This is a genomic window from Rhizobium sp. BK379 (assembly GCF_014193955.1).
Taxonomy (GTDB): domain Bacteria; phylum Pseudomonadota; class Alphaproteobacteria; order Rhizobiales; family Rhizobiaceae; genus Rhizobium.
On sequence record NZ_JACIAD010000003.1, the window covers coordinates 254,549 to 278,859 of the forward strand.

Annotated in this window: 25 protein-coding genes; 11 read left to right on the forward strand and 14 right to left on the reverse strand. The window is 60.9% G+C overall.

What is annotated here, in order from left to right; translation table 11 throughout:
- Position 1 precedes the first annotated feature (1 nt).
- The 8 genes from FHT93_RS17565 (at position 2) to FHT93_RS17600 (ending at position 8,665) form a co-directional block, all read left to right on the forward strand.
- On the forward strand, positions 2-979 hold the full coding sequence (locus FHT93_RS17565; protein WP_183848633.1) for an ABC transporter permease: 978 nt from the start codon (positions 2-4) through the stop codon (positions 977-979).
- 33 nt (positions 980-1,012) lie between these two features.
- Positions 1,013-2,413 carry an LLM class flavin-dependent oxidoreductase gene (locus FHT93_RS17570; RefSeq protein WP_183848635.1) on the forward strand — a complete coding sequence of 467 codons (1,401 nt, stop codon included), beginning with the start codon at positions 1,013-1,015 and terminating at the stop codon, positions 2,411-2,413.
- Between the two features lie 123 nt (positions 2,414-2,536).
- The gene (locus tag FHT93_RS17575) at positions 2,537-4,147 is read left to right on the forward strand and encodes an ABC transporter substrate-binding protein (RefSeq protein WP_112542458.1); all 1,611 of its coding nucleotides are present in this window, start codon (positions 2,537-2,539) and stop codon (positions 4,145-4,147) included.
- Positions 4,148-4,187: 40 nt separating this feature from the next.
- Positions 4,188-5,177: an ABC transporter permease gene (locus FHT93_RS17580; RefSeq protein WP_183848637.1), complete on the forward strand. Its 990-nt coding sequence runs from the start codon at positions 4,188-4,190 to the stop codon at positions 5,175-5,177.
- Positions 5,174-6,004 (forward strand): ABC transporter permease, encoded by an 831-nt coding sequence (locus tag FHT93_RS17585; protein WP_183848639.1) that lies wholly within the window; start codon positions 5,174-5,176, stop codon positions 6,002-6,004. The genes FHT93_RS17580 and FHT93_RS17585 overlap by 4 nt, the downstream gene beginning before the upstream one ends.
- Positions 6,001-6,783 (forward strand): ABC transporter ATP-binding protein, encoded by a 783-nt coding sequence (locus FHT93_RS17590; RefSeq protein ID WP_183848641.1) that lies wholly within the window; start codon positions 6,001-6,003, stop codon positions 6,781-6,783. The genes FHT93_RS17585 and FHT93_RS17590 overlap by 4 nt, the downstream gene beginning before the upstream one ends.
- Positions 6,780-7,559, forward strand: coding sequence for an ATP-binding cassette domain-containing protein (locus FHT93_RS17595; protein ID WP_183848643.1), 780 nt, complete (start codon positions 6,780-6,782; stop codon positions 7,557-7,559). Before FHT93_RS17590 ends, FHT93_RS17595 begins: the two co-directional genes overlap by 4 nt.
- A gap of 11 nt (positions 7,560-7,570) precedes the next feature.
- Positions 7,571-8,665: an aminotransferase class V-fold PLP-dependent enzyme gene (locus tag FHT93_RS17600; protein WP_183848645.1), complete on the forward strand. Its 1,095-nt coding sequence runs from the start codon at positions 7,571-7,573 to the stop codon at positions 8,663-8,665.
- A gap of 7 nt (positions 8,666-8,672) precedes the next feature.
- On the opposite strand, the gene FHT93_RS17605 is transcribed toward FHT93_RS17600, so the two are convergent.
- Complete coding sequence (locus tag FHT93_RS17605) at positions 8,673-8,840, reverse strand: hypothetical protein (protein WP_162738729.1); 168 nt, start codon at positions 8,838-8,840, stop codon at positions 8,673-8,675.
- Between the two features lie 258 nt (positions 8,841-9,098).
- On the opposite strand from FHT93_RS17605, the gene FHT93_RS17610 reads away from it, so the two are divergent.
- Positions 9,099-9,953 (forward strand): glycerophosphodiester phosphodiesterase family protein, encoded by an 855-nt coding sequence (locus tag FHT93_RS17610; protein ID WP_183848647.1) that lies wholly within the window; start codon positions 9,099-9,101, stop codon positions 9,951-9,953.
- Here FHT93_RS17610 and FHT93_RS17615 read toward each other — a convergent pair.
- The 7 genes from FHT93_RS17615 to FHT93_RS17645 form a co-directional block, all read right to left on the reverse strand.
- The gene (locus FHT93_RS17615; protein ID WP_113116436.1) at positions 9,950-10,765 is read right to left on the reverse strand and encodes an inositol monophosphatase family protein; all 816 of its coding nucleotides are present in this window, start codon (positions 10,763-10,765) and stop codon (positions 9,950-9,952) included. The two genes, FHT93_RS17610 and FHT93_RS17615, sit on opposite strands and share 4 nt — an antisense overlap.
- Positions 10,765-11,772: a LacI family DNA-binding transcriptional regulator gene (locus tag FHT93_RS17620; RefSeq protein ID WP_183848648.1), complete on the reverse strand. Its 1,008-nt coding sequence runs from the start codon at positions 11,770-11,772 to the stop codon at positions 10,765-10,767. The genes FHT93_RS17615 and FHT93_RS17620 overlap by 1 nt, the downstream gene beginning before the upstream one ends.
- On the reverse strand, positions 11,756-12,529 hold the full coding sequence (locus tag FHT93_RS17625) for a glycerophosphodiester phosphodiesterase (protein WP_183848650.1): 774 nt from the start codon (positions 12,527-12,529) through the stop codon (positions 11,756-11,758). The genes FHT93_RS17620 and FHT93_RS17625 overlap by 17 nt, the downstream gene beginning before the upstream one ends.
- A gap of 3 nt (positions 12,530-12,532) precedes the next feature.
- Positions 12,533-13,582 (reverse strand): ABC transporter ATP-binding protein, encoded by a 1,050-nt coding sequence (locus FHT93_RS17630; RefSeq protein WP_183848652.1) that lies wholly within the window; start codon positions 13,580-13,582, stop codon positions 12,533-12,535.
- Complete coding sequence (locus tag FHT93_RS17635; protein ID WP_112542468.1) at positions 13,582-14,424, reverse strand: carbohydrate ABC transporter permease; 843 nt, start codon at positions 14,422-14,424, stop codon at positions 13,582-13,584. Before FHT93_RS17635 ends, FHT93_RS17630 begins: the two co-directional genes overlap by 1 nt.
- A 3-nt stretch (positions 14,425-14,427) precedes the next feature.
- Positions 14,428-15,729, reverse strand: a complete 1,302-nt coding sequence (locus FHT93_RS17640; RefSeq protein WP_112972374.1) for a sugar ABC transporter permease — start codon at positions 15,727-15,729, stop codon at positions 14,428-14,430.
- Between the two features lie 71 nt (positions 15,730-15,800).
- A complete protein-coding gene (locus FHT93_RS17645; RefSeq protein ID WP_112542470.1) occupies positions 15,801-17,147 on the reverse strand; it encodes an extracellular solute-binding protein in 1,347 nt (448 codons plus the stop codon).
- Positions 17,148-17,663: 516 nt separating this feature from the next.
- On the opposite strand from FHT93_RS17645, the gene FHT93_RS17650 reads away from it, so the two are divergent.
- A complete protein-coding gene (locus FHT93_RS17650; protein WP_183848654.1) occupies positions 17,664-17,888 on the forward strand; it encodes a hypothetical protein in 225 nt (74 codons plus the stop codon).
- Between the two features lie 79 nt (positions 17,889-17,967).
- Here FHT93_RS17650 and FHT93_RS17655 read toward each other — a convergent pair whose 3' ends face one another.
- The 6 genes from FHT93_RS17655 to FHT93_RS17680 form a co-directional block, all read right to left on the reverse strand.
- Positions 17,968-18,795: a sugar phosphate isomerase/epimerase gene (locus FHT93_RS17655; protein ID WP_183848915.1), complete on the reverse strand. Its 828-nt coding sequence runs from the start codon at positions 18,793-18,795 to the stop codon at positions 17,968-17,970.
- On the reverse strand, positions 18,795-20,000 hold the full coding sequence (locus tag FHT93_RS17660; protein ID WP_183848656.1) for an FAD-dependent oxidoreductase: 1,206 nt from the start codon (positions 19,998-20,000) through the stop codon (positions 18,795-18,797). The genes FHT93_RS17655 and FHT93_RS17660 overlap by 1 nt, the downstream gene beginning before the upstream one ends.
- 58 nt (positions 20,001-20,058) lie before the next feature.
- Complete coding sequence (locus FHT93_RS17665) at positions 20,059-21,003, reverse strand: substrate-binding domain-containing protein (protein ID WP_113017033.1); 945 nt, start codon at positions 21,001-21,003, stop codon at positions 20,059-20,061.
- 71 nt (positions 21,004-21,074) lie between these two features.
- Positions 21,075-21,386 (reverse strand): MocE family 2Fe-2S type ferredoxin, encoded by a 312-nt coding sequence (locus FHT93_RS17670; RefSeq protein ID WP_112542475.1) that lies wholly within the window; start codon positions 21,384-21,386, stop codon positions 21,075-21,077.
- Positions 21,383-22,417: a sterol desaturase family protein gene (locus tag FHT93_RS17675; RefSeq protein WP_183848658.1), complete on the reverse strand. Its 1,035-nt coding sequence runs from the start codon at positions 22,415-22,417 to the stop codon at positions 21,383-21,385. The genes FHT93_RS17670 and FHT93_RS17675 overlap by 4 nt, the downstream gene beginning before the upstream one ends.
- A 167-nt stretch (positions 22,418-22,584) precedes the next feature.
- Complete coding sequence (locus tag FHT93_RS17680; RefSeq protein ID WP_113017035.1) at positions 22,585-23,586, reverse strand: LacI family DNA-binding transcriptional regulator; 1,002 nt, start codon at positions 23,584-23,586, stop codon at positions 22,585-22,587.
- A 222-nt stretch (positions 23,587-23,808) separates the two neighbouring features.
- Between FHT93_RS17680 and FHT93_RS17685 the strand changes: the two genes are divergently transcribed.
- Positions 23,809-24,267, forward strand: a complete 459-nt coding sequence (locus FHT93_RS17685; protein WP_113017036.1) for a YbaK/EbsC family protein — start codon at positions 23,809-23,811, stop codon at positions 24,265-24,267.
- Positions 24,268-24,311: the final 44 nt, after the last annotated feature.

Sequence of the window (24,311 nt, forward strand, 5' to 3'; positions counted from 1 at the left end):
TATGTCCGCCTCCACTTCAGCCGGACGATCGCTCGCCGGCCTCGCACGCTTTGGGCTGATCATAGCGCTGATCGTGGTTTTCTCTGTCTTCTCCGTCCTCGCGCCCACCTTCTTCACTCCCGGCAACCTGCAAAGCATTCTCGTCAACAATTTCACGCTGCTTGCCATCGTCTCGATCGCCATGACCTTCGCGGTCTCCGCAGGCGGCATCGATCTCTCGGTCGGCACGGCCGTCGATTTTGCAAGCTTTGCCTTCGTCTCCTTCGTTCTGGCGGGCCAGCCGGTGCCGCTCGCGCTCATCGCCGGGCTTGCAGCCGGCGCGCTGGTCGGCGCGTTCAACGCTGTCCTCGTATCCGTGATCGGCGTCGCGCCGTTCCTTGCGACTCTCGGCACCCTCTTTATCGGCCGCAGCGTCCAGCAATTGCTGACCAATGGCGGCAACCCGGTTTATCTTCCGCCCTCGGGAATGCCGGAAGCCTTTCGCTTTCTCGGCCATGGGACGATTGCCAACGTTCCGGTGCCATTGGTGATCGCTGCCATCGTCATCGCGGGCGCAGCCGCAGTCTTCGCTCGGACCCGTTTCGGGCGCGTAGTCGTCTCGATCGGCATCCAGCCGAGCGTCGTGCGCTATTCCGGCATCGGTCTCGGCGCGCCTGTTGCCGCCACCTTCATTCTCGCTGGGCTGATTGCCGCCGTTGCCGGTCTCATCCTGACGGCGACGGTGACCGTCTACATCCCCTCCTCCGGCAATGCGTTCCTGCTGAACGCCATCGGCGCCACCTTCATCGGCACGACGCTGTCGCCGCTCGGCCGGCCCAATGTGCTTGGCACCGTTCTCGGCGTCCTGCTCCTCAGCATCGTCGCCAACGGCCTGCTGCTGACCGGCCTGAACTTCTACTGGCAGCAGGTCGGCACCGGCACGCTCATCTTTGCCGTGCTCGCCCTCAGCTTCATCAACAGAAAAACCGTCGGCGCCTGAACCGCACCTCGCCGACAACGCAGGAAGAATGACATGACCCGTGAAATCAGGCTCAATGCCTTCGACATGAATTGCGTCGGACACCAGTCGCCGGGGCTCTGGCGACATCCGCGCGACAAATCCTGGACCTACAAGGATCTCGATTATTGGGTGCATCTGGCAAAGACGCTGGAGCGCGGCAAGTTCGACGGTCTCTTCATCGCCGACGTGCTCGGCGTCTATGACGTCTTGGACGGCAATGTCGATGCAGCGCTCCGCCATTCGGCGCAAGTGCCGGTCAACGATCCGCTGCAGCTCATCCCGACGATGGCGTATGAGACCGAACATCTCGGTTTCGGGCTGACGGCCTCACTCTCTTTCGAACACCCTTATACTTTTGCCCGGCGCATCTCCACGCTCGATCATCTGACCAAGGGTCGCGTCGGCTGGAATATCGTCACCTCCTATCTGAACAGCGGTGCGCTCAATATCGGCCAGGCCGCGCAGACCAACCATGACGACCGCTATGACCTCGCCGACGAATATCTCGAGGTCTGCTACAAGCTCTGGGAGGGAAGCTGGGAGGACGACGCCGTCGTGCGCGACCGCGAAACCGGCATATTCACCCATCCGGAAAAGGTCCATCCGATCAATCATTCCGGCAAATATTTCAACGTTCCCGGCATTCACCTGAGCGAGCCCTCGCCACAGCGCACGCCGGTGCTCTACCAGGCCGGCGCCTCAAGCCGCGGCAAGGATTTTGCCGGCGCGCATGCCGAATGCATCTTTGTTGCGGCGCCCTCCAAGCCGGTTTTGAAGCGCTACGTCGCCAATGTCCGCCAGGCGGCCGAGCGGCTCGGACGCAATCCGCGCGAAATCCTCGCCTTCAACCTGCAGACCGTCGTCCTCGGCGAGACCGATGCCGAGGCACAGCGCAAGTTCAACGAATATCGCCAATACGCCTCCTTCGAGGGTGCGCTGACGCTGATATCAGGCTGGACCGGCATCGATTTCGGCCAGTTCGGCCCGGACGAGGTTCTGCGCCATCGCTATACGAATGCCGTCCAATCGGCTGTCGAAACCTTCACGACCATCGATCCGGATAAGGAATGGACCGTGCGCGAAATGGCCGATTGGGTGGGCATCGGCGGCTTCGGCCCAGTCTTCGTCGGCTCACCGTCGACAGTCGCCGATCTGATGCAGGAATGGGTCGAGGATACTGACGTCGATGGTTTCAACCTCGCCTATGCGGTGACCCCCGAGAGCTTCGAAGACACCGTCGACCTGTTGGTACCTGAACTGCAAAAGCGCGGCGTCTACAAGACCGAATACCGGCAGGGTACGCTACGCGAAAAGCTTGGTGGCGCGGGACCGCGGCTGGTTGCGCCGCATCCGGGAGCGTCCTATCGCAACCTCGGCATTGACGCGCCGCGGCTCGTTATTGGCAACCGCTGAAAAATAATGGCTGGGTGACAAAAAATATCTCGCCTGGCCATCCTGTTCGAATTTAATTCCTGTCACAATTAACGTTTCAACTCGAATATAGATCATTGAATTTCTTGGATATCAGGAGCGGGCATGACTATTGCAGATATCTCTCGGCGCGGCCTGCTGAAGGGCACGGCGTTGCTTCTCGGAACGACAGCGTTGTCGCGTATTGCGCTGGCGCAGGACGTGCCGGCCGGCGGGCGCCTGATCGTTGCAGCCGATTCCGAGCCGAAGAACCTCAACCCGGCAATCGTCGCCTCGAACGGGGTCTTCTTCATCGCTAGCAAGGTGATCGAGCCGCTCGCGGAGGCTTCCTACGAAGGCTCGGACGGTCTTGCGCCGCGTCTCGCCACGTCCTGGGAAGGCTCAGCCGACGGGCTCTCCGTCACCTTCAAGCTGCGCGACAACGCCACCTGGCATGACGGCAAGCCATTCACCTCGGCCGACGTCGCCTTCTCGGCGCTCAACGTCTGGAAACCGCTCCAGAACCTCGGCCGCCTGGTCTTCGCCAATCTGCAAGCAGTCGATACGCCCGACGATCACACGGCGATCTTCCGTTTCTCGAAGCCGACGCCCTTCCAGCTCATCCGCAATGCGCTTCCAGCCGTCACCAGCGTCGTTCCCAAACATATTTTTGAAGGTACCGATATCGCCAAGAACCCGGCCAACAATACGCTTGTCGGCACCGGCCCATTCAAGTTCGCCGAATACAAGCCCGGCGAATATTACCGGCTGACGCGTAACGAGAATTACTGGCAGAAGGGCGAGCCGAAGCTCAACGAAATTGTCTACCGCGTGCTGCCTGATCGTGAATCGGCCGGCGCCGCACTGGAGGCCGAGGAAATCCATCTCGCCGCCTTCTCAGCCGTGCCGCTTGCCGATCTCGACCGTATCTCCAAAGTTGACGGCATCAAGGTGATCTCCAAGGGCTATGAGGCGCTCACCTATCAGCTCGTCGTCGAGATCAATCATCGCCGCAAGGAGCTCTCCGATCTTCGGGTGCGTCAGGCGATTGCCCACGCGATCGACAAGAAGTTCGTCGTCGATACAATCTTCCTCGGCTATGCAACGGAATCCACTGGCCCTGTTCCGAAGAATTCGAAAGAATTCTACACGGCCGATGTCGCCAACTATAATTTCGATGTGAAGGCGGCAAACGAGCTGCTGGACCAGGGCGGCTATACTAAGGGGCCTGACGGCAATCGATTCCAGCTCAAGCTGCGGCCGGCACCCTATTTCAACGAGACGCGCCAGTTCGGCGATTATCTGCGCCAGGCGCTCGCAGCCGTCGGCATCGATGCGGTCATCGTCAATGCCGATGCCGCCGCACATCAGAAGGCCGTCTATACCGACCACGACTTCGATATCGCCGTCGGTCCGCCGGTCTTCCGTGGCGATCCGGCCATCTCGACCACCATTCTCGTCCAGTCCGGAACGCCTGATGGCGTGCCCTTCTCAAACCAGGGCGGCTATGTCAGCGCCGAGCTCGACAAGATCATCGCGCAAGCAGCGGTGACCGTGGACACCGCCGCGCGCACCGACCTCTATTACAAGTTCCAGCAGCTTGTGGTGGCCGAACTGCCGTTGATCAATGTCGCCGAATGGGGCTTCATCACGGTTGCCCGCGATACGGTGCTGAACGTTTCGGACAATCCACGATGGGCAGTTTCGAACTGGGGCGATACCGCGCTGCAGTCGTGATAGGGTCGAAGGCGCAATTGCGGCAGAGGCCTCGTCCGGCGTGAAACGTGCACTTCTCCTCCTGAGACGCAGGATCATCAGCAGCATCCCGGTGCTGATGATCGTCGTGATCTTCACCTTCTTCCTGCTGGAATCCGCCTCCGGCGACGCCGTCGATGCCTATCTCGGCTCGATCGGCGGCGGCGATACCGCACTCATCAAATCGCTGCGGGAAAGCTACGGCCTGGACCAATCGGTCTTTTCCCGCCTCTGGCTCTATCTGTCGTCGCTCGTTCGCCTCGATCTTGGCTGGTCGGTGGCTTTCAACCGACCGGTACGGGACCTGATCGCCGAGCGGCTACCGAACACGCTGCTCCTGATGGGAAGTGCTACGGCGCTTTCCTTCGGCCTCGGTTCGGCGCTCGGCATCGTCGCCGGCGCAAAGCCGGGCAGCCTGCGCGATCGTCTCCTCTCGATCGGCTCGCTGATCATCTATGCCATACCGAGCTTCTGGCTGGGGCTGGTGCTCAGCATCCTCTTTTCGGTCAAGTTGCGCTGGTTGCCGATTGCCGGCATCGAGACCATCGCCTCCGGCAAATCAGGACTCTCGCAGGTGCTGGATGTAGCGGAGCATCTTGTCCTGCCGGTCGGCGCGCTCGCCTTCATCTATCTCGCATTGTTTCTGCGCGTCATGCGCTCTGGCATGGCGGAAGCCTGGAAGCTCGATTTCGTGCTCTTCGCCCGGGCCAAGGGCCTGTCGCGCAGCCGCGTCGTGCTTCGTCATGTCGCGCGCAATGCGCTGCTGCCGCTCGTCACCATGCTCGGACTGCAGTCCGCGGCCATGCTCGGCGGCAGTGTCGTCATCGAAAGTGTCTTTGCCATTCCGGGCTTCGGCAGGCTGGCGCAGGAGGCGGTCAACGGCCGGGATGCGCCGCTGCTGATGGGCATCATCGTCACGAGCGCCGTCCTCGTCATTTGTGTCAATTTTGTTGTCGATCTGGTCTACGCCGCCCTCGATCCGCGGATCGGCGCGTCGGAGGGCCGGGCATGACCCTGCTGCGCCGTCTCCTTCGAACCTCTGAAGGTACAATCGGGCTTGCCATCCTGGCAGCCCTTCTCGCCGCCGGCTTGCTGGCTCCGGTCCTGTCGCCAGGAGATCCGCTGCGGATTGCAGGGCGGGCGATGCTCACACCATTCGCCGATATGAGCTTGCCGCTCGGCACCGACAGACTGGGGCGCGACGTCCTGGCTGGCCTGCTCTACGGCGCGCGGACTTCGTTGGCCGTCGGCATTGCAGCAGCTTTTTCCGCCATGGTGCTCGGGCTCCTTGTGGGCATGGCCGCGGGTTTTGCCGGCGGCGTCATCGACGAGGCGCTCATGCGTATTGTCGATGCTTTCCAGATCGTTCCGGGTTTCCTGCTGGCGCTCGCCTTCGTCAGCGTCATTGGGGTATCAACACCTGTCGTCGTCTTTGCCATTGCGCTCGGAGCCTGGGCCGATCCCGCGCGGCTGACGCGGGCGCAGGTCCTGTCCATCCGCGAACGGGATTATGTGGCTGCTGCACGCGTGATCGGCATGCATCCGGCCGAGATCGCCTTCAAGGAAATCCTGCCGAATGCCCTGCCGCCGGTGCTGGCGCTGTCGGCTACAATCGTTGCCGGAGCAATCCTCACGGAAGCGGCACTTTCCTTCCTCGGTCTCGGCAATCCCAACCTTGCCACCTGGGGCTCGATGATCGCCGAAGGCCGCAGCGTGCTGCGCTCGGCCGCCTATCTTTCTGTGCTGCCCGGCATGGCATTGGCGATCACCGTGCTTGGCGTTCACCTTTTCAGCGAGGGCCTGACCAAGGCGCTCGACAGTGGCGGAGAGCCGCGATGACCGCTCTCTTCTGCTGCGTGAAAGGGCTTTCCGTCCGTTATGAACAGGAGGCAGTGCTGAGTTCCATCGACCTCGATCTCATCGAGGGCGAGAGGCTGGCAATCATTGGCGAAAGCGGGTCCGGCAAAAGTACGTTTGCCCGGGCGCTCGCCGGCCTTCTGCCGGTACAGGCAAGGATCGAAGGCAACATAATCTGGCCGGCGCTCGGCCATGCTCCGCTTCCCGGCCGTGATTTCGGTTTTGTTTTTCAGGACCCCGGCACCAGTCTCAATCCAGTGCTGACGATCGGCGAGCAGGTTGCGGAGGGTGCCCGACGACACCTGGGCCTCGGCTGGCGGCAAGCCTATGCACGCGCCGAGGAGCTGCTGGAGCGCGTAAGCCTACCGCAGCCTACAAACATCATGCGCGCGTTCCCGCACCAGCTCTCGGGTGGCCAGCGGCAGCGCGTGGCGATTGCGGCAGCGATTGCAGCCAAACCCGCCCTGCTCATCGCCGATGAGGCGACCAGTGCGCTCGATGTCGTGGTGCAGGCCGAGATCGTCGGACTTCTCGACAGCCTGGTGCGCGAGGAGGGCATGACGCTTCTCTTCATCACACATGATATCGCGCTCGCTTCCGGCTTCGTTGATCGCGTCGCCGTCTTCCGCGGTGGAGCGTTGCTGGAGGCCGGCCCCGCCCGCTCGGTGCTGTCATCGCCAGCTGATAGCTATACGGCTGCCCTGATCGCCAGTCATCGCGATCTCTCCACGCCGCCACTGATTGCCGAGGTAGTGTCGTGACCGGGCTTCTGACCGTAACTGCACTTTCCAAGGCCTACTCCAGTTCCGGTCGGCAGGTTGCGGCTCTCGACACTGTTTCGCTGACAATCGCAGCCGGCGAAACCCTGGGGCTGGTTGGAGCATCCGGCAGTGGAAAATCGACCCTGTCGCGCGTCCTTCTGCGCCTGCTGGAACCCGATTCCGGCTCAATCAGCTTCGAGGGACAGGACTGGCTTGCGCTGCGCGGAGCCGAGCTGCGACGCGGGCGTGCGCGCATGCAAATGGTGTTTCAGGATCCACTCGCAGCCTTCAACCCATTGGCGTCCGTCGCTTCCGTTCTCGAGGATGCGCTACGGATCCACGCCATTGCGGACAGGAAGCAACGGCCGGCGGAAATCACTGCCCTGCTGGAACGCGTCGGCCTGCCCGCAACCCTCGCTCCCCGCCCGGTTCGCACGCTGTCGGGCGGCCAACGACAGCGCGTCGCCATTGCCCGCGCTATCGCGACGCGGCCTTCACTGTTGGTGCTGGATGAAGCCGTTTCCGCGCTCGACGTGACGGTTCGTGGCCGCATTCTCGAATTGCTGGTCGAACTGCAACGCGAGCATGGCCTTGCCTATCTCTTCATATCCCATGACCTTGCGGTGGTGCGCGCGATCTCGCATCGCATCGCGGTCATGGATTCCGGCCGGATCGTCGAGGAAGGGCTGGCGGCAGATGTCGTCAATGCGCCGCGATCCGATTCGGCGCGCCGGCTCGTCGCGGCGGTGCCACGCCTTGTAACCGAACCCGTTTGATGGAGCTGACCATGACCGAAGTCGCCTGGAACCCGCTCTATGGTGCGCCGGTCTATCCGGCTGAACGCTACGCCGCCCTCACTCGCCGCATCGGCGGGATCCTGAAGACGAACAACGACGTCCTGCTGGTGCAGGCCGAGGCCGTGGTCGCGCTGGAAGCCGTTGCGACCAGCCTTGCCAGACCTGGCCTCTCTGTACTCAACATCGTCACCAGCCCTTATGGCAACTGGTTTGCACAATGGCTGCGGCGGGGCGGCACTCACGTCGTCGATATCGTCGCTCAGCCCGGCCTGCCGGTCGAGCTCGACGCGATCACAGTCGCGCTCGACATCAACCCCAATGTCAGCGTAATGGCGCTTGTCCACGCAGAATCGGCAAGCGGTATCCTCAATCCATTGCCGGAGATCATCGCTCTCGCAAAGGCGCGAAGCATTGTAACGATAGTCGATGCGGTTGCCTCCGTCGGCGGTCACTCGCTCGATGTCGATGCGTTGGATATCGATATCGCCGTGATCGGTCCACAGAAAGCACTGGGCGGGCCGGCAGGCGTTTCCGCGCTGTCGGTCAGCCGGCATGCCTGGGAACTGATGCTTCATGACGGCGCACCGCGGGATTCCATCCTGTCGCTAGCCGACCTGAAGGCTTGGGTGGATGCCGGCCGTGGCGTGCTGCCAGGAACACCGGCGCCGTTGGAATTCTTTGCGCTGGAAGCCTGCCTCGACCAGGTCGAGGCCGAAGGGCTGGCGCAGATCATTGCCCGCCATGAGAAAGCCGCTTCGGCGAGCCGAGCCGGCCTGACAGCGCTGGGCACGAGCCTTTGGGTGCCGGCCGGACAGGGATCGAACCTCGTGACGACGGTCTCGCTGCCGTCAGGACTTGGATCTGCCTCTGTGATCGCCTTTGCCGCAGGATTAGGCGTCGAACTGACGCCCGGTGTCGGCGCGGGCTTGTCTCACCTCATGCGTATCAACCACACAGGCGTGCGGGCAAGCTTTCCGACTGTGCTTGCAAATGTCGTGGCTTATGGCGCTGCACTTCGGCAGGGCGGCATCCCGGCGAATATCGGCGCCGCTTCGGAAGCTGTCACGAAGAGCTATGGCGGCTGATTGCTCCTCAGTACCAGGAGTTCGGCGTTGGCTGCCAGAAGAACAGTTCTTCCTCCCGCAGGCTGCGCAGACGGCTTTCGGCATCCCCTCCCGCAGCGCGGCCAGGGGTTTCGAGCGCCATGTGGTCACGGCCCCGGAGAAGCTTCGCTAGGAAAGTTTTGAATGCCGCAAACATACGTCACCTCCTGGAAAACCGAGCCTGGATTCTCGCACGGATCGCCGGTGCAGAAAATATTGTCTACAAAATTAGTATTCTAATTTGCGCTGTTACGCTGCATGCGGAGACCATCGGAAGACCGACTCACGAAAAAGACCATGTTCGGTGCAAGACAAGCAGCTGCCGGGAGATCGGGCCTAATCTGCCGCAGGCCCTTGAGAATCGGACCTTTCCGATGCACGAAGAGGCAGAAACGAACAGGCCGAGGATGATGGAATGGCAGACGCACGCGGGCTTCAGATAGTGTTCGAGAACCATGTGACCCTGCTGAAATGGCACCGGTTGCGCCGGCGCCTGGCCGACCCGCTGTTTTCGGCTGAAGTCATGGCGGACGGCTTCAAGGCCGGCGCCTCGATGGAGCTTGATCTGAGGGTGCGCGCCGATGGCGGTTTCGTCGTGCTGCATGACGGGGAACTCGAAGGCGAGACCTCGGGGCACGGCATCATTGCCCAAAAGAGCCTTGCCGATCTACGCGACCTGCGCATGAGGGACGGCAATCGTCCGATCCTCACCAGCGAGGATCTGGCAGCCATGCTGCAATCGGCCCATCCGGACGCATTGCTGCAGTTCGACATGAAGGACGATTACGAGGTGATCGGCGAAAAGGGCATCGCCCACCTCGCTGAACACCTGCAGCAGATTTCCGCCTCCGTTATCGTCAGTGCCGGAAGCCTGGAGCTGATCCTGGCCGTCAAGGAGAAGCTGCCGCATCTGCGCCGCGGGATCGATCCCACCGACAAGCTCGGCAATATCTACAAGGCCGAAGGTTGGAAAGCGGTCGAAAAAGAATTGCTCGCCGACCTGCGTGGGCCAACGGAGCCAGAAACAATCTACCTTTACTGGCCGATGCTGCTCGATGCGGCACAGGCTGGCCTCGATATGATCGCGCTCTGCCACGACGAGGCCAAGCGGGTCGACGCATGGACCTTCACGCTGAAGGATCCCGACGGCGGCTTCAGCGATACGGAATGGACGAAGTTCTCGGCCCTGGTCGCCTTGAAGCCGGATCAGATCACCACGGACGAAGCTCAGGCGACCGAACGGGCGTGGTTGAAGCGCATGGCGGGCTAGAGAGCCAGACCTTCGAACTCGAGGAGGAAGGCGAACTCTTCTGCCAGTCCAGGCGAATGGGCGATAACAGGACCGCCGTCCTCCAACAGCATGGCGACAGGCGGAATGGCGACCTTCGCACCGGCCTCCGCGGCGATTAGCGCGCCGGCCAGCATGTCCCAGGCATTCAGATGCCGTTCGTAGAAGAGGTCGGAAACACCTTCCGCGACGCGTACGAGATCGACTGCCGCCGCACCCATGCGGCGATAATCCATTCCACGTTCGTAGAGCCGCTTGGAAAGCGCCGCATAGTCATCGAAGCTCGTCTTGCGCGAATGGCCGAGCACAACGATCGCATTGGCGGGATCGGTCGTCGGAGCGGCGTGGATCGGCTGGCCTTCCTTGAGGGCGCCGCGGCCGCGGATCGCGGAGAAAACCTGGTCGTTGGCCGCGTCGTAGACCACGCCGATCTCTACCTTGCCACCAACAACGAAGGCGATTGAAACACCCCAATGGCGGAAACCACGGATATAATTGGTCGTGCCGTCTATGGGATCGACGACCCAGGTGCCGGCAGAGCCGGATTTGCCGCCGGTTTCCTCGCCCATGAATGTGTCATCGGGAAAGCGCGCCAGCAGCCCTTCGCGGATAGCCTGTTCTGCCTGCCTGTCTGCGACGGTGACGAAATCCTGCAAGCCCTTGTTTTCGACATGCAACGCGCCGGGGTTTCCTTCACGCCTGAAGCGCGCAGCCTCGCGTCCAACCTTGCGGGCCACGTCGATTGCGACCTCCGCCCGCGCGGTCAGAGCGGAGGTATCGAATGCGGATTTCATCAAGCAGTCCTTCTTTTGATCAGCGTCACGGGGGTAAATTCGACGCGGGCGGTCATATCCGGTTCGGCCATCCTGCTCATCAGCAGATCGACGGTCTGTTCGGCCTGCAAATCGCACGGCTGGCGGATGGTCGTAAGGTCATAGGCCGACCAGCCGGCCTGAGGAATGTCATCGTGGCCGACGATGCGGAACGGCGGCTGGTCCTCACGACCAAGCCCCTTCATGACGCTATCGATCACGCCGCAGGCCATATAGTCGTTGGCGCAGAACAGGCCGTCGATACCGAGCGACAGAAGGTCGGCGGCTGCGTCATAGCCACTCCGATAATCGTTGATTTTCAATTCGATCATACGCGGCTCGAGGCCAGCCTGCCGACAGGTGGTCATGAAGGCTTCACTGCGCCGTCGCGCCGTATAGGAGATAGCGGGTGCGGCCATGACCGCCGGCGCCCTGACGCCGCTTTCCAGCAAATGCGTCGCGGCAAGGTGGCCAGCCATCCGGTCATCGGAGATGATGCGGTCGACGAACGGGATATCGTCGCCCTTGTTGATAAGGACGATCGGCACACCTTCGGCGGCACATTGCTCGCAAATCTCCGTCGGCGGCGCATCCGACGTGACGATAACGCCTGAGACTGCATAATGCAGAAGCTGGCCGATGACCGTTGAGGTGTCTGCTTCCTTCGACGTCGGCAACAGGATCGGGCGGAAATTGCGGGCGATCAATACACGCGCCAGATGCTCGATCTGCATCGTGCGGAACGGATTGTCGAGGCCTGCGGCAACGAGACCAACGAGATCGGAGCGCTTGTTGGTAAGGCTGCGGGCAAGATAATTTACCCGATAGCCGAGTTCCTTGGCCGCCTGATAGACCTTCTCGCGAGTCTTCGGCGAAACGCTTGCGTCCGGCGTGAAGGCGCGCGAAACGGCAGCGCGTGAGACGCCTGCCACACGCGCCACATCAAAGGACGTGACCTTTCTCGGTCCCTTGTTATCCCTGTCGGCCATGCTTCTCGTCCCTGGCGGCCGGGCGCATCAGATCGGGCAGATCCGTACAGATGCCGAGCACCGGAAGCTTCATGATGTCCGCCAGGATGGCCGGCCGCTCCTCGTGCCAGAGCACGATCTCGCGGCCTTCGCCGAAGGCTCTCTGCGTCAGCTCATCGGTAACCAGGTCCTGCGGCCGTTCGCCGGCCCTTTCCCAGCAGAGGTGCAGAATATCTGCGCCTGCCTCGTCGCCAGCCGCATGCGGATCATGGCCGACGCGGATCAGGACAGAGAGAGGATAGTCGCAGCCGGCTTCGCGGAGTTCGCGCACCTGTGCGGCGTCGAAGGAACCGAGACAGGCGAAGCGCTGGTTCTTTTCCCTAAGATGCTTCCAGCACAAAGGTCCCGTGCCCGGCGCCTTGAGCTCGATGTAAAGGCCGGTATTGGTCCGCCGACCGAGGGCCGCGACCGCCTCGAAAGTCGGAACATTGACACCTTCGAGGGTGGCAAGCTCGGCAGCCGTCATCTCCGAAATGCGCCTGTCGATGCCGAAGACACGTTCGAGGTGATCGTCGTGGGAGACCACGACCACGCCATCCTTGGTGAGCTGGGTATCGAGCTCCCACATTTCCGCGCCGAGTTCGGCGGCACGCTGGAAGGCTTCCAGTGTATTTTCCCGCTCATGGCCGCTGGCACCGCGATGGCCGATACAGAATGGCAGGCTTCCCTTGTTTGACGGCCAGCCATAGCGCTCGAAGAAAGACGAGAAATCACGCATCGCTCAAAGCCTCCGGCCTTCCTCGTCGAAAACGAAAACGCCTCGGCTATCGATTGCCCATTTCACCTCATCGCCGACAGTGATGTCGTTGCGCACAGGCTGAATGGAACGTAGCAGCGAACCGCCGGCAAGCCGGACGTCGTAGAGGTTCTCGCGACCCTGCGTTTCGGCGAAAGTGACCTTACCGGGAACGGCGACATCGCCGGCCGGGCTGAAATGTTCGGGGCGCACGCCGAGCGTCAGCTTGGTGCCCTCCGCGGCCTTGACCGATACCGGAACGCGGATTTCGCTCTCCGGCACGGCGAAAGCGCCGTCCTTCATGACGCCGCGCAGGAAGGTGATCGGCGGATTGCCGAGGAAGCCGGCGACAAAGGAGGTGCGCGGGTCGTGGTACATTTCGGAGGGTGTGGCGATCTGCACGATCTCGCCTTCCTTCATGATCGCGATGCGGTCGCACATGCTCATCGCTTCCACCTGATCGTGGGTCACGAGAACGGCGGTGATACCGGTCTCGCGCTGGATGCGGCGGATTTCCGAGCGCATTTCGAGGCGAAGCTTCGCGTCGAGATTGGCAAGAGGTTCGTCGAGCAGCAGGACATCCGGCTTGCGGATGAGCGCACGGGCGAGCGCCACACGCTGCTGCTGGCCGCCGGAAAGCTGTGCCGGCCGGCGCCCCATCAGATTGCCGATCTGCACGAGGCCGGAAATGCGTTCGACCTCCTTGCTGATCTCAGATCCGTTGACACCCTTGACCTTCAAGGGAAAGCCGATGTTCTCGGCAACCGTCATATGCGGATAGAGCGCATAGGACTGGAAGACGACGCCGACATTGCGCATCTGACTCGGCAGGTTGGTGACGTCACGATCGCCGAAGAGAATACGACCGCCAGTCGGGCGATGGATGCCGCAGATGGCAAAAAGCGTCGTCGACTTGCCGCAGCCCGAGGGTCCGAGCAGCGCCAGCATTTCGCCGCTGCCGACTTGGAGCGTCATGTTCTCGATGACCTTGGTGGAGCCGAAGCTCTTCGAAAAATTGTCGAGGAGGATACGCATCAGCCTTTGCTCCCGCCGCCGTAGATGTTCATGAGATATTTGTGGAAGAGTGCGTAGGCGATCAGAACCGGGATGACGTAGAAGACGCCGACCGCCTTGAACATGTTGAAATCATAATTGTTATCGTCACCGAGGAAGCCGGCGAGATAGACCGAGAGCACCTGCACCTGATTGCCCGGGGCGAGGACCTGCGGCAGGATGAATTCGCCCCAGCCCGACAGGAACGAGAAGAGGCCGAGCGCCATGATACCCGGGCCGACCTGCGGCAGAACGAGGCTGCGCCAGACACGGAAGCGCGAAGCGCCGTCGACGACGCCAGCCATCTCGATTTCCCAGGGAACGGTGTCGTAAAAGCCTTTCATCAGCCAGATGCCAAGCGGCAGGTCGATCGCCGCCTTGACCAGGATGACGCCGATCAGGGAATTATAGAGGCCGATCATCTGCAGCACGATGAAGATGGCGATGATGAGCGTCACCGACGGGAAGGCGTGCAGCACCATGACACCGGCAAGGAAGAAGCCGCGTGCAGGTACATTGAGCCTCGAGAGCACATAACCCGCCATCGACGAGACGATGACGACCACGCTGGTCGTGGAACTGGCGAAAAGCAGCGTATTGAGCGTCACGATCCAGATGTTCGGTTTGCCTTCGGTCGTCTGCCACAGGAAGCGCCAGTGCTCGATGGTGAAGCTGGAGGGTATGAGCGAGCCGGCCTCTTTCACCGTTACCGTGTCGATGAAGAAATAGGCGTACATCAAAAGCAGCGGCAGGCTGACGACGGCGAGCACGGCAATGACCGGCCAACTGCTGAAATTCGCGGAAGGTTGCGCTTTTTCGGCCATGGATTAGTCCTCGATCAGCGGCTTGGAGACAAGCGTGCCGTAGTTGAAGATGCGCAGATAGATCAGCGACAATGTCACGCCGATGACCACAAGCACGAGGGCCATGGCAGCACCGAGACCGTATTCCAGGTTGCCGGCGTAGTTGCTGAGCGCCGTATGATAGGCGGCGAGCGCCCAGATCTCAGTCGCCCTGCCGGGTCCGCCGTTCGTCGAAAGCAGGATTTCGTTGAAGGAGGCAAGCAGCGAGAGCGTCTGGTAGCAGGTGACGAAGAGGATCGGCCAGCGCATCTGCGGCAGGATGATGTAGCGGATCTGCTGCCAGCGCGACGCGCCGTCGACCTCGCTCGCATAGAACTGGCTCTTCGGAATGGCCTTCATCGCAGAGGAGAAAACCAGCATGCCCATGGAGGCGCCGATGAAGCCGTTGATCATGACAACGAAGATCCAGGCGTTATAGGCGTTGTCGAGCAGGTAATTCTTGGGTGGGTAGCCGAAATTGCCCATCAGCGTGGAAATGAAGCCCGTGTCCCAGGCAAGCCACTTCCAAAGCATGACATAGATGACGACAGGCGTGATACGCGGCAACAGCCATACGCCACGGAAGAAGGAAGCCGGTGCCGCCGGCATATAATGCGTCCAGATGGCAAGCAGCAGTGCATAACCAACGTTGAAGATCGTCAGCACCAGCGCGACGTAGAGCACGGTGTTGAGAAGAACGCGGGCCATATCCGGCGAAGAGGCCATGCGCGAGAAATTGTCTGACGTCCAGATCCAGCCGGTATAGGTGGCCTTGGCGACAGCATCCTCCTGCTCCGGCGTCAGCTTGAAGCCGAGCGTATCGAGGGCGGAAAAGAGCTGATCCTTGCTGTCGAAGCGCGCGTTGACGACTGAGCGGTTGAACTGGTCGGAGATCTGCTTGACCTCGCGCGTCGAGGGGCGCTCGTTCAGGTCCTTGATCATGCGCTCGATCTCGCGGCGCGAAGGAAAGACCTCGTTCATATGCTTTTCACGCAGCTCCGAGACGATGCCGGCGGAGAGATTGAGGCCTTCGAGGGCCTTGAGGCCTGCCTCGTCGATCGTGTAGCGCGGCTCGCCGAGCTGATCGGCAATATCCGGCATGGCCGATTTGAGCGTGATCAGCGAATTCGGCGCGACCTGATAGACGCCGCCGGAAATGCCGGTCGCCGTCGTCATGTTCGTCATCGAGAAGACGGCCGTCAGAACGACCGGCAGCAGGAAGAACAGAAGGATCATGATCGCTGCTGGTGTGATCATCACCAGCCCAAGCGTTCTGGACGATTTCATGGAAGTCCCCTCATGGACGACGCTCCGGAAGGCGGTGTTTAGCCACCGCCTTCCGGCAGAGTGCGTCGATCTTAGCGGATGACGATCTTGTCGCCGAGCGTGCTCTTCAGCTCGCTCTCAGCATCGTTGACGGCGGCGTCGACAGTCTTGGCGCCGGTCCAGGATGCTTCAAGGTTCTTCCACATGATGTTCCAGTAGGTGCCGAAATCGGAATTGTTCGGCATCGCGTTGGCGTGGGGTAGCAGTCGCTCCGTCGCCTCGCGGGCCCAGCGATTGGCGGCGTAGAAATCAACGGCCGATTCGGACTTGGAGACACCGAGATGCGCCGACTTGATAGCGTGCAGCGCATTGGTGCGCGGCTCCGAAGCGATCGTGATCAGCTGGGCTGCGATCTGCGTGTCCTCGTCGCTATGACCCGATGTCAGCAGGTAAACGAGAGGGTGCGTCAGCGTGTTGGCCTTGCCGCCTTCGCCAGCCGGAATCAGCGTGAAGGCGATGTTGCCGAAGAAGTCTTTCAGGCCTTCCTGGTTGACCATGCGGGCATAGTGCCAGGTGCCGGCATCCCAGATGCCGGCCTTGCCGCTGGAGACTTCCTTCCACCACTGGTCGCCCGGCATGCCGATGTGGTTCTTCTTGGTGACGCCGGAAGCAACGGCATCAGCAAAGAACTGGTACGTGCGCTTCATCGCAGCCTTGTCGAAAACGAGCTTGCCGTTCTCTTCCATGACGCCGCCGAAGGAGGTGTAGAACTGCCAGTAGTCAGGACCGTTGCTGGTGCGCGGATAGAAGCCGTAACCGGGCTGTACGAGGCCCTTGTCCTGCATCTTCTTGGCATCTTCGAGTAGGTTCTTCATCGTGTACTTGCCGTCCTGGACGTTCTGCGGCAGCGCGTCGAGGTCAGCGTCGCTGTAGCCGATCGCCTTCATGTGCGGCTTCCAGAACAGCATCGGGCGGGATTCTGCATCCTGCGGGATGCCGTAGACCGAGCCATTGTAGGAGGCGATCTGCATCAGGTTTTCATAGATGTCGTTGAGTGGCCAGGAGTCGAGATCGACATAGTCCTCGATTGGAACGATGAGGCCGGCCTGCGACCAGGGAGCGATGTCTTCATGGCCGCTGACGACGATGTTCGGAGCCTTCTTGGCTTCGGCAGCAAGCGTCAGCGCCTGCTTGAAGTCGTCCCAACCCGAATAAGGGGTCTTTTCGACGATGATCTTCAGATCTTCGCCCTTCAGCGCAGCTTCGCGCTGAAGCTGCTGAGCAGCGATCTCGATGGCATCGAGGCGGTAAACGTCGTTCGGACCGGTACCGCCGGCCCAGACGCTGATGTGAACGTCCTTGGCAAGTGCAAATGCGGAAGTCGAGGCCAGGATTGCGGCCGCAATGGTGAGGGATTTCAGTGTCGGCAAAATGGTCATCTTCTTCATCTCCCTGGAAGAACAGTGTGAGGCCTCTTGACGGGTCATCACTGGTGTTGATGGCCGTTCCAATCGCCCCACGAAAACGTGGCATGTCCCGCTCTAGGGGGCGAACGTAACGACCAAATGACAAAATTGAGCACGTGTGCAAAATTATTATGACGATGTTCTGGGCGCGGTCAATTGCCGATGAAAAGACCCAGTCAGTTGCCGGTGGAAATCACGATCAGACGGCGGCGGAGCGCCGTCCCAGGCTGGCGATGGGCCCCAGATCCGAACGAGTGCCCTTGCCTGCTCATCCCCGATCGGCTAATGATTGTGTCGGAGTTCATCAACAATGGAGGCGTGCAATGACAGATATTTCTTCGTCCCGCGCCTCTTTGGCATAGGTCCTCGAAGCTCCAAACCGGCCACGGCCGAAACTTTCAAGCTTCACCATCCAGAGATGGCGTCTTTTTCGCGCGCAGCGTCCGGCTACGGCAACGTCCGCTCGGCATGGCGCTGTGCATACTCAGCTTGAAAGAGGGCGGTTCAGATTTCTGGCCGCAGATCATCATCATGACCACTCAACACGCCGGCGACAGCCTGGCGGCATCCATGCGCGAGCTTTGCTCGCGATTCAGCTTCAGGGAAATTCTGCTCGCAACCATCATAGCCCGATGGAGGCGTCAGCGCATGGCAAACAGCACCAGCAGTCTGCCTGCATGGTTGCGCCATGACCTTGCCCTGTTCGATGACTAGAGGGCCCCGCGACGCATATGCCGGGGGCTGTCCGGCAGGGATGGTAGCATTCCTGCCGGTATCCCGGACGTTACGGCGATCAGATCGCGGCCCAGAGATCGAGAAGCATCTGGCGGAGCAGCAGCGCTTCCGCCCACCGATCGGTACTGTCGTTGCCGTCTCGGCCGGAAATCGCATAGGGCTTCGGACCCAGCTCGCAGGTAAAGACGAGTTCCGCGTCTGAAGCGGCGCGACCACGCCAATCGCGCATGCCGTGGTCCCACCATTGCAGGAAGAGCTCGACCCAGGGCCGGTGGTGCGGGAACGAGATTTCGATCTGCACCTGCTCGCGCGATGCGACCCGGCCATGAAAGGCGTGGGCATTGCGGAGAATGCGGTGGATCATAGCATGGTTCTCGGCATCGACAGGAAAGGCGAACTCGCGGGCGACCATGAAGTGCGAGAGATCGGCAAGCAGCGGCAGATTCGGCCGCCTGTCCAGCAGATCCAGCGTGAAGAAGAGGTCTGTCGTCATCCGGTCGCGGTGGGTCTCCATGAAGACGGGAATGCGGGCTTCCTCGGAAAGCCGCATCCAGCCATCGAGGATCGGCAGGCAGTCTTCGACCCGCCGCAGGCGGATATCGGGCTGCAGGTTGATATGGTTGACGGGAAACTCCGCAGCCAGTTCGAGCGGCAGGCGCAGATCCTCGACGGTGCGAGGGAAGCAGACAGCTTCGATCTTCAGCCCGGTGCCGCGGATCGCGTCATTCAGCGTGACGACATCGGCCCGGTTGGTATAGTGGGCGCTTATACCGTCGAAACCAGCCTCGATGATCATCGCGATATTCTCGCTGAGGCTGCGCTCGTACCCGTCGGTGTGCCGGCGCTCCATGGCCCAGAGTGACTGGAAGATCAGCAGTCTCCGCATCACGCGGCCTTCTCCCTTTTCAGAAGTGCCTTTAGGTTCAGGTCGGGATCGGCAAGCGCGGCCGGATCAGGATGGATGCCAGCTGCAATCAGCATTTCTGCAAGCTTGATATCCCTGGCCAGGGAATTGCCGGTACCGAGGCCGGCTGCGGCCACAAGGCGCCCATCGTCCAGATAGAATTCAAGCTCGTTATCGCCGAGCGAACGGATCACGCGCTCGTGCGTCGGCTGCGGCAGCCCCACCACCTGCAGGCCGAGGTCATACTGATCGGACCAGAACCAGGGGATCGCGGTAAAAGGCTCAGCGATGCCGATCATGTTGCGCGCAGCTGTTTCTGCCTGCGCTCTTGCATTCCGCCAGCTCTCGAACCGGGTATGAATTCCGCCCTGCTGGCTCACCGCCGCACAATCACCCGCTGCAAAGATATTAGGTGCGCTGGTGTGAAGATGGCGATCGGTCAGAATACCGTTCCCGATCGCCAGTCCGGCTTGCTCAGCGAGTGTAATTTCCGGCGTGACACCGATAGCACTGACGACCAGATCGGCGCGCACCAAGCTTCCATCACTCAGCAGAACGCCATCGTCATCGATGGCGACAACGCCCCGGCCGAGGTGGAAAATGACGCCTTCCGAGCTGTGCCTGGCATGAAGCTTGTCGGCAAAGCGCGGCGGGACCGCGCGTCCCAGCGGCTTGGGTGCCGCTTCGATGACGCTGACCGCGATATCTTTTCCGCGAAGGACGGAGGCGAGCTCCATGCCGATCAGGCCGCCGCCGATAATGGCAACGCTACGCGTGATCCCCGCTTTGGAGAATATTGCTTCGGCATCGGCATGAGTGCGAAAATCGCGCGCACGTCCGGCACCCGGACAGCCAAGCCTTCTTGGGCGCGCGCCGGTGGCGAGTAACAGCTTTTCATAGGCCAGGACCTGCCCGTTGTCCAAGGTGACTGCAGCAGCATCGGCATCCAATTCCGAGACCGACACGCCCCGGAGATATTCGATCTGGGCTGAAGTTAGCGCATCTTCCGCGCAGATCAGCTTCATCTGGACGGCGCCATCCATCGGTTTCGACAAGGGCGGCCGTTCGTAAGGCAGATGCGGCTCGGCACCCAGCAGGGTTATCGATCCGGAATATCCGGTCTCGCGCAGGGCGAACGCCGCGCGTGTTCCGCATTCTCCTGCGCCGATGATGACAATGCCGCTCATAAAGCTCTCCATGAAAGGAGGCCGGCGCTCGTGAGGAATAGACGCCGGCCGGGGAGGATCAGTTCTTTTGCCGGTACTGGTCCATGTTTTCGGGCGTGATCAGTTCGAAAGGAACCCAGACCTCCTTTTCAATGCCCTTTCCTTGAGCGAGCGCAACGGCTGCATCGACGGCGCTCGCCGACTGTCCCTTGGCGTTCTGGAATACCGTCACGTCCAGATCGCCCGCGGCCATCGCAGCAAGGGCATCCTGCGTCGCATCGATGCCGACGACCACGACGCTGTCCATCGAGACGCCGGTAGCTTTGAGTGCCTGGATCGCACCGATTGCCATTTCGTCGTTATTGGCAAAGACCGCGTCGATCGGCCGGCCGGCGGTGATCCAGTTGGTCGTCAGATCCATGGCGTTCGTGCGCGTCCACGCCGCCGATTGCTCGTCGGCGATGCTCACGTCTTTGCAGTCGCTCGCCGCAAGCGTTTCCTTGACCGACGATGTGCGATCGCGCGAGGCCTGATGTGCGAGATCTCCCATCAGGATATAGGCCTGGGCACTGCTTGCCTTGCCATTCTTCTTCAGGATCTGACAGGCGGCTTCCGCACCGAGACGCCCGGAGTCGGTTTCCTTGGAGCCGACATAGGCCTGCTTTTGGGGTAGCTGAGCGAGATTTCCCGGCTCAAGGTTGAGATAGACGAGAGGAATACCAGCCTTCTCGGCCGCCGCGCTGATGCCAGGCGCTGCGGATGTATCCGCAAGTGTCACGATGATCGCATCGACGCCTGCAGCGATGAAATTGTTCACCTGATTGAGTTGCTTGGAGACATCGGTCTGAGCGTCCTCGATCTGCAGGGTGACGCCACCCACTTCAGATGCCCTTGCGCTCAGACCTTCTCGCAACAATGTCTGAAAGTTATTGTCAAAGCTCTGCATCGACACGCCGATGGTCTCGGCCGAGGCAGCACTTGCCGTCAGGGCGACCAGGATGGCCGCCACACAAAATGACTTCATGATTTCCTCCCATGGGTGCCGGGCCACCCCACGCATTCCGGAGGCCACTCAGGCCTGCAAAAGATGCAGGCTCAGGCGAGAGCCACGCGCACCTCCCCGTCGATCACCTCGGCGGGATAGGTCTTCAAATTCTCGCAGGCCGGAAGCCGCAGCGCCTCGCCGGTGCGATAGTCGAAGGCGCCGGAATGTTTGGGACATTCCACTTCGAAATCCATGACCAGACCTTCGGCGAGATGGATGGCCTCGTGGGTGCAGAGGCCGGCAGTGCAATAGACGCTGTCATCGGGACCGCGATAGATCGCATAGGTGCGGCTGCCGTGATCGAAACGCATAGCGCCTTCCTGTTCGATGTCTTCGAGTTTACAGGCAGTGATCCAGCTCATTCGGCTGCTCCCTTCACTTCCATGCCAGCCTTGCGGGCGGCGAGCTTTTCCTTGCGGCGGCGGTAACGCTCCTGCATGCGCGCCTCGCCTTCGGACGAACCGTCGTGCCAGGTGCCGAACCACTTATCGAGCGGGATCAATGCATCGCCGTAATTCACTTCGAAATATTTGTGATGCAGGTAATGCGCATATGCGTGGCTATCGACCAGCGTATCCTCGCCGACCTCGACCTTGTCGAAGCCGACATGGCCTGGGATGGCGCCGAAGCCCGCATAATGAAGCTGGTAGAGCATCAGGATCGGATTGGACGGCAGGATCAGGTGGTAGAACGCCGTTCCGAGATAGAGCAGATGCTCGACCGGATGCATGGATAGCGACGACCAGGGCGACGGATTGACAGAGTTATGATGGACCGAATGCACCCACTTATAGAGGAAGGGCGTGTGAATGAGCCGGTGGATGCAGAAGAAATGGAACTCGTGGATGATCGGCACCGCCAGCGCGACCAGTGCCAGCGTCCAGGGATGTTCGGCAAAGCTCAGCCATGGCGCATAACCATTGGCATAGATCCATAACATGCCTGCTTCGATCGCCGTCCAGATCGTTACCCCCGACAGGAACGTGCGCAATATATTGTCGAGGTTCTGGCTTTCGAACCAGAAGGCCTTGTTCTTCTGCTCGGAGGGAAATTTGCCATTGTACTTGAAGCGGCTCTCCTGCCGCTTCAGCACATAGAGATGCAGCTCGAATGCGCCGTAGAACAGGAGTACGCAGACCGCATTGACGGCATATAACCAAGCAATCCAGCCAATGCCCGGCGTCCGCATTGTTTCGACGGGCGGAATGACCCAGGCCCAATAGGCAACGGCCGAAGCGGCGAAAATCGCATTCCACGGAAAGAAATAATGCGGCAGCCATTTCACGATGGCCATCAGCCGCGGCGGAAACGCAAATAACGGCGCGGTCTCGACCGGCTGGTTCGGCGCCCAGTCGCCGCGCTTGTTGCGCGTGCCGAATTTCAGATCGTCCATTGCACTCTCCTTCAGGTGGATCCGATATCGGTCCGCGCAGATCTGATGAAGGAGAGCGCCGTCTGCGCCCTGTCCGGTGTCGCTCCTCGCGACGCTCCGGCTCTCCCCCTGACGCAAAAGTAACAGGGGAGCGCGTCGGAGCCGAAGCCATTCTTGATCAAATCAGATCAAAGCGCTTCCTTGGTGATGGTGATGAAACGGATGGGTGCCTGATCCGGCTCGATATCGGTCAGGCCAATGCGGCGCAGGATGAGATCAAGCGATCGCCTGGCTTGCGCTTCCGGCGCCTGATCGAGGACGACATCCATGATGCCATCCTGAAGTGCCTTGCGGGTGTAGTCCGTCAATTCGTGGCCGACGAAAAAGATATCGCGCTTGGCGGCTTGGCGTCGAAGCACATCAATGAGAGCGGAATTGGCGCCGCCGGCATTATAAAGACCGGCCAAGTCCGGATAGGTCTTCAGAGCTGACGCGAGAAGCTCGGCGCTGATATGCTCCTCATCAAGACCGAAGCCCAGCCACTGGAAGCTGGTGGCACCGGCATGCTCCAGAAAATATTCGGAAAATCCGCGGATACGATCGCGATGGACCTGATAGATCGGATGGCAGATCGCCACGACAGAGCCCTGCCGGCGGGCCATTCGACCGATGAAGAGTGCTGCAGTGCGTCCGGCAGCATAGTTGTCGATGGCGACTAATTCGCCCGAGCGATCGGAAGCGCGGGTCACGACATGAACCACAGGCAACCCTTGGGCGACAACCTTGTCCACCGCCGCCTTGATGACAGGGTTGCTCGGCACCGCGAGGATGAGGCCCGCGCGCGGCAGGTCGGTCGACAAAATGCGCCTGGCGATCTCCTCGGGCTTCATCTCCTCGGTGAAGCTGCGATGTACGACGACGAGAGGATCGAGCGTCGCCGCGATCCTCTCGAATGCCTTGGAGAGCCGCTGATAGAATGTGGTCTCAGGGCGAACCATCAGCACTTCGATGCGCAAAAGGCCGCGATGCGTATCGGGGAGTGTTCGTGGGTAGTCCAGGCTGCGCGCGGCAATGATCACCTTCTCGACGAGTTCGGGCCGCACACCACCGCGCCCGTTGAGCACGCGCTCGACGGTCGCGGTTCCCACGCCCGCCTGGCGGGCGATATCGCGATAATTCGGCTTGCTCACTCTGGAGTCCCTGTTGCGCAGCTGCCAATTTTTCCAGCAATATCCATGACTTAGAATTTCGGAACAATCCGCGCCACTCAAAAGGACGACCGAAAACGATATTGCGGCAACTAAGCAATTGAATTCTCTAAAATTTAAATATTAAGTTGGCCCGCAAGTGCGGGAATTCACCGCCGCTTCGCGGCCTCCCTGTCGATTGTCGATCCAGAAGTATCCTATCCCATGAGCCTTGAATCCGTTCGCGCCTTCTTCGCCGCCAATGCCCCCGATATCGCCATCGTCGAAACGGCCGGCAGTTCGTCGACAGTCACTCTCGCCGCCGAAGCGCATGGCGTCGAGCCCGCGCAGATCGCCAAGACGATCTGCCTTCGTGTGGGCGACCGCACCATGCTGATCGTGGCAAGCGGTACCGCGCGTCTCGACAACAGGAAGTTCAAGGACACGTTCGGTGGAAAGGGGCGCATGCTCGATGCCGAAGAGGTGCTGGCAGTGACGAGCCACCCGGTCGGCGGTGTCTGCCCCTTCGGCCTGCCTGCACCGCTGCCGATCTATTGCGACGTATCGCTGAAGCAGTTCGGCGAGGTCGTTCCGGCCGCCGGTTCGACCAATTCCGCCGTGCATATTCCGACCGAACGACTGGTGGAAATCACCCGCGCAGAATGGGTCGACGTCTGTCAGTAGCATCCCACAACTTCACAGGGCAGAAAGAATACCTATATTATCTC

Coding starts and splice junctions, on each gene's coding strand:
- FHT93_RS17565 (WP_183848633.1), top strand. CDS start 2: ATGTCCGCCTCCACTTCAGCCGGACGATCGCTCGCCGGCCTCGCACGC.
- FHT93_RS17570 (WP_183848635.1), top strand. CDS start 1,013: ATGACCCGTGAAATCAGGCTCAATGCCTTCGACATGAATTGCGTCGGA.
- FHT93_RS17575 (WP_112542458.1), top strand. CDS start 2,537: ATGACTATTGCAGATATCTCTCGGCGCGGCCTGCTGAAGGGCACGGCG.
- FHT93_RS17585 (WP_183848639.1), top strand. CDS start 5,174: ATGACCCTGCTGCGCCGTCTCCTTCGAACCTCTGAAGGTACAATCGGG.
- FHT93_RS17590 (WP_183848641.1), top strand. CDS start 6,001: ATGACCGCTCTCTTCTGCTGCGTGAAAGGGCTTTCCGTCCGTTATGAA.
- FHT93_RS17600 (WP_183848645.1), top strand. CDS start 7,571: ATGACCGAAGTCGCCTGGAACCCGCTCTATGGTGCGCCGGTCTATCCG.
- FHT93_RS17605 (WP_162738729.1), bottom strand. CDS start 8,840: ATGTTTGCGGCATTCAAAACTTTCCTAGCGAAGCTTCTCCGGGGCCGT.
- FHT93_RS17610 (WP_183848647.1), top strand. CDS start 9,099: ATGGCAGACGCACGCGGGCTTCAGATAGTGTTCGAGAACCATGTGACC.
- FHT93_RS17615 (WP_113116436.1), bottom strand. CDS start 10,765: ATGAAATCCGCATTCGATACCTCCGCTCTGACCGCGCGGGCGGAGGTC.
- FHT93_RS17620 (WP_183848648.1), bottom strand. CDS start 11,772: ATGGCCGACAGGGATAACAAGGGACCGAGAAAGGTCACGTCCTTTGAT.
- FHT93_RS17625 (WP_183848650.1), bottom strand. CDS start 12,529: ATGCGTGATTTCTCGTCTTTCTTCGAGCGCTATGGCTGGCCGTCAAAC.
- FHT93_RS17630 (WP_183848652.1), bottom strand. CDS start 13,582: ATGCGTATCCTCCTCGACAATTTTTCGAAGAGCTTCGGCTCCACCAAG.
- FHT93_RS17635 (WP_112542468.1), bottom strand. CDS start 14,424: ATGGCCGAAAAAGCGCAACCTTCCGCGAATTTCAGCAGTTGGCCGGTC.
- FHT93_RS17640 (WP_112972374.1), bottom strand. CDS start 15,729: ATGAAATCGTCCAGAACGCTTGGGCTGGTGATGATCACACCAGCAGCG.
- FHT93_RS17645 (WP_112542470.1), bottom strand. CDS start 17,147: ATGACCATTTTGCCGACACTGAAATCCCTCACCATTGCGGCCGCAATC.
- FHT93_RS17655 (WP_183848915.1), bottom strand. CDS start 18,795: ATGCGGAGACTGCTGATCTTCCAGTCACTCTGGGCCATGGAGCGCCGG.
- FHT93_RS17660 (WP_183848656.1), bottom strand. CDS start 20,000: ATGAGCGGCATTGTCATCATCGGCGCAGGAGAATGCGGAACACGCGCG.
- FHT93_RS17665 (WP_113017033.1), bottom strand. CDS start 21,003: ATGAAGTCATTTTGTGTGGCGGCCATCCTGGTCGCCCTGACGGCAAGT.
- FHT93_RS17670 (WP_112542475.1), bottom strand. CDS start 21,386: ATGAGCTGGATCACTGCCTGTAAACTCGAAGACATCGAACAGGAAGGC.
- FHT93_RS17675 (WP_183848658.1), bottom strand. CDS start 22,417: ATGGACGATCTGAAATTCGGCACGCGCAACAAGCGCGGCGACTGGGCG.
- FHT93_RS17685 (WP_113017036.1), top strand. CDS start 23,809: ATGAGCCTTGAATCCGTTCGCGCCTTCTTCGCCGCCAATGCCCCCGAT.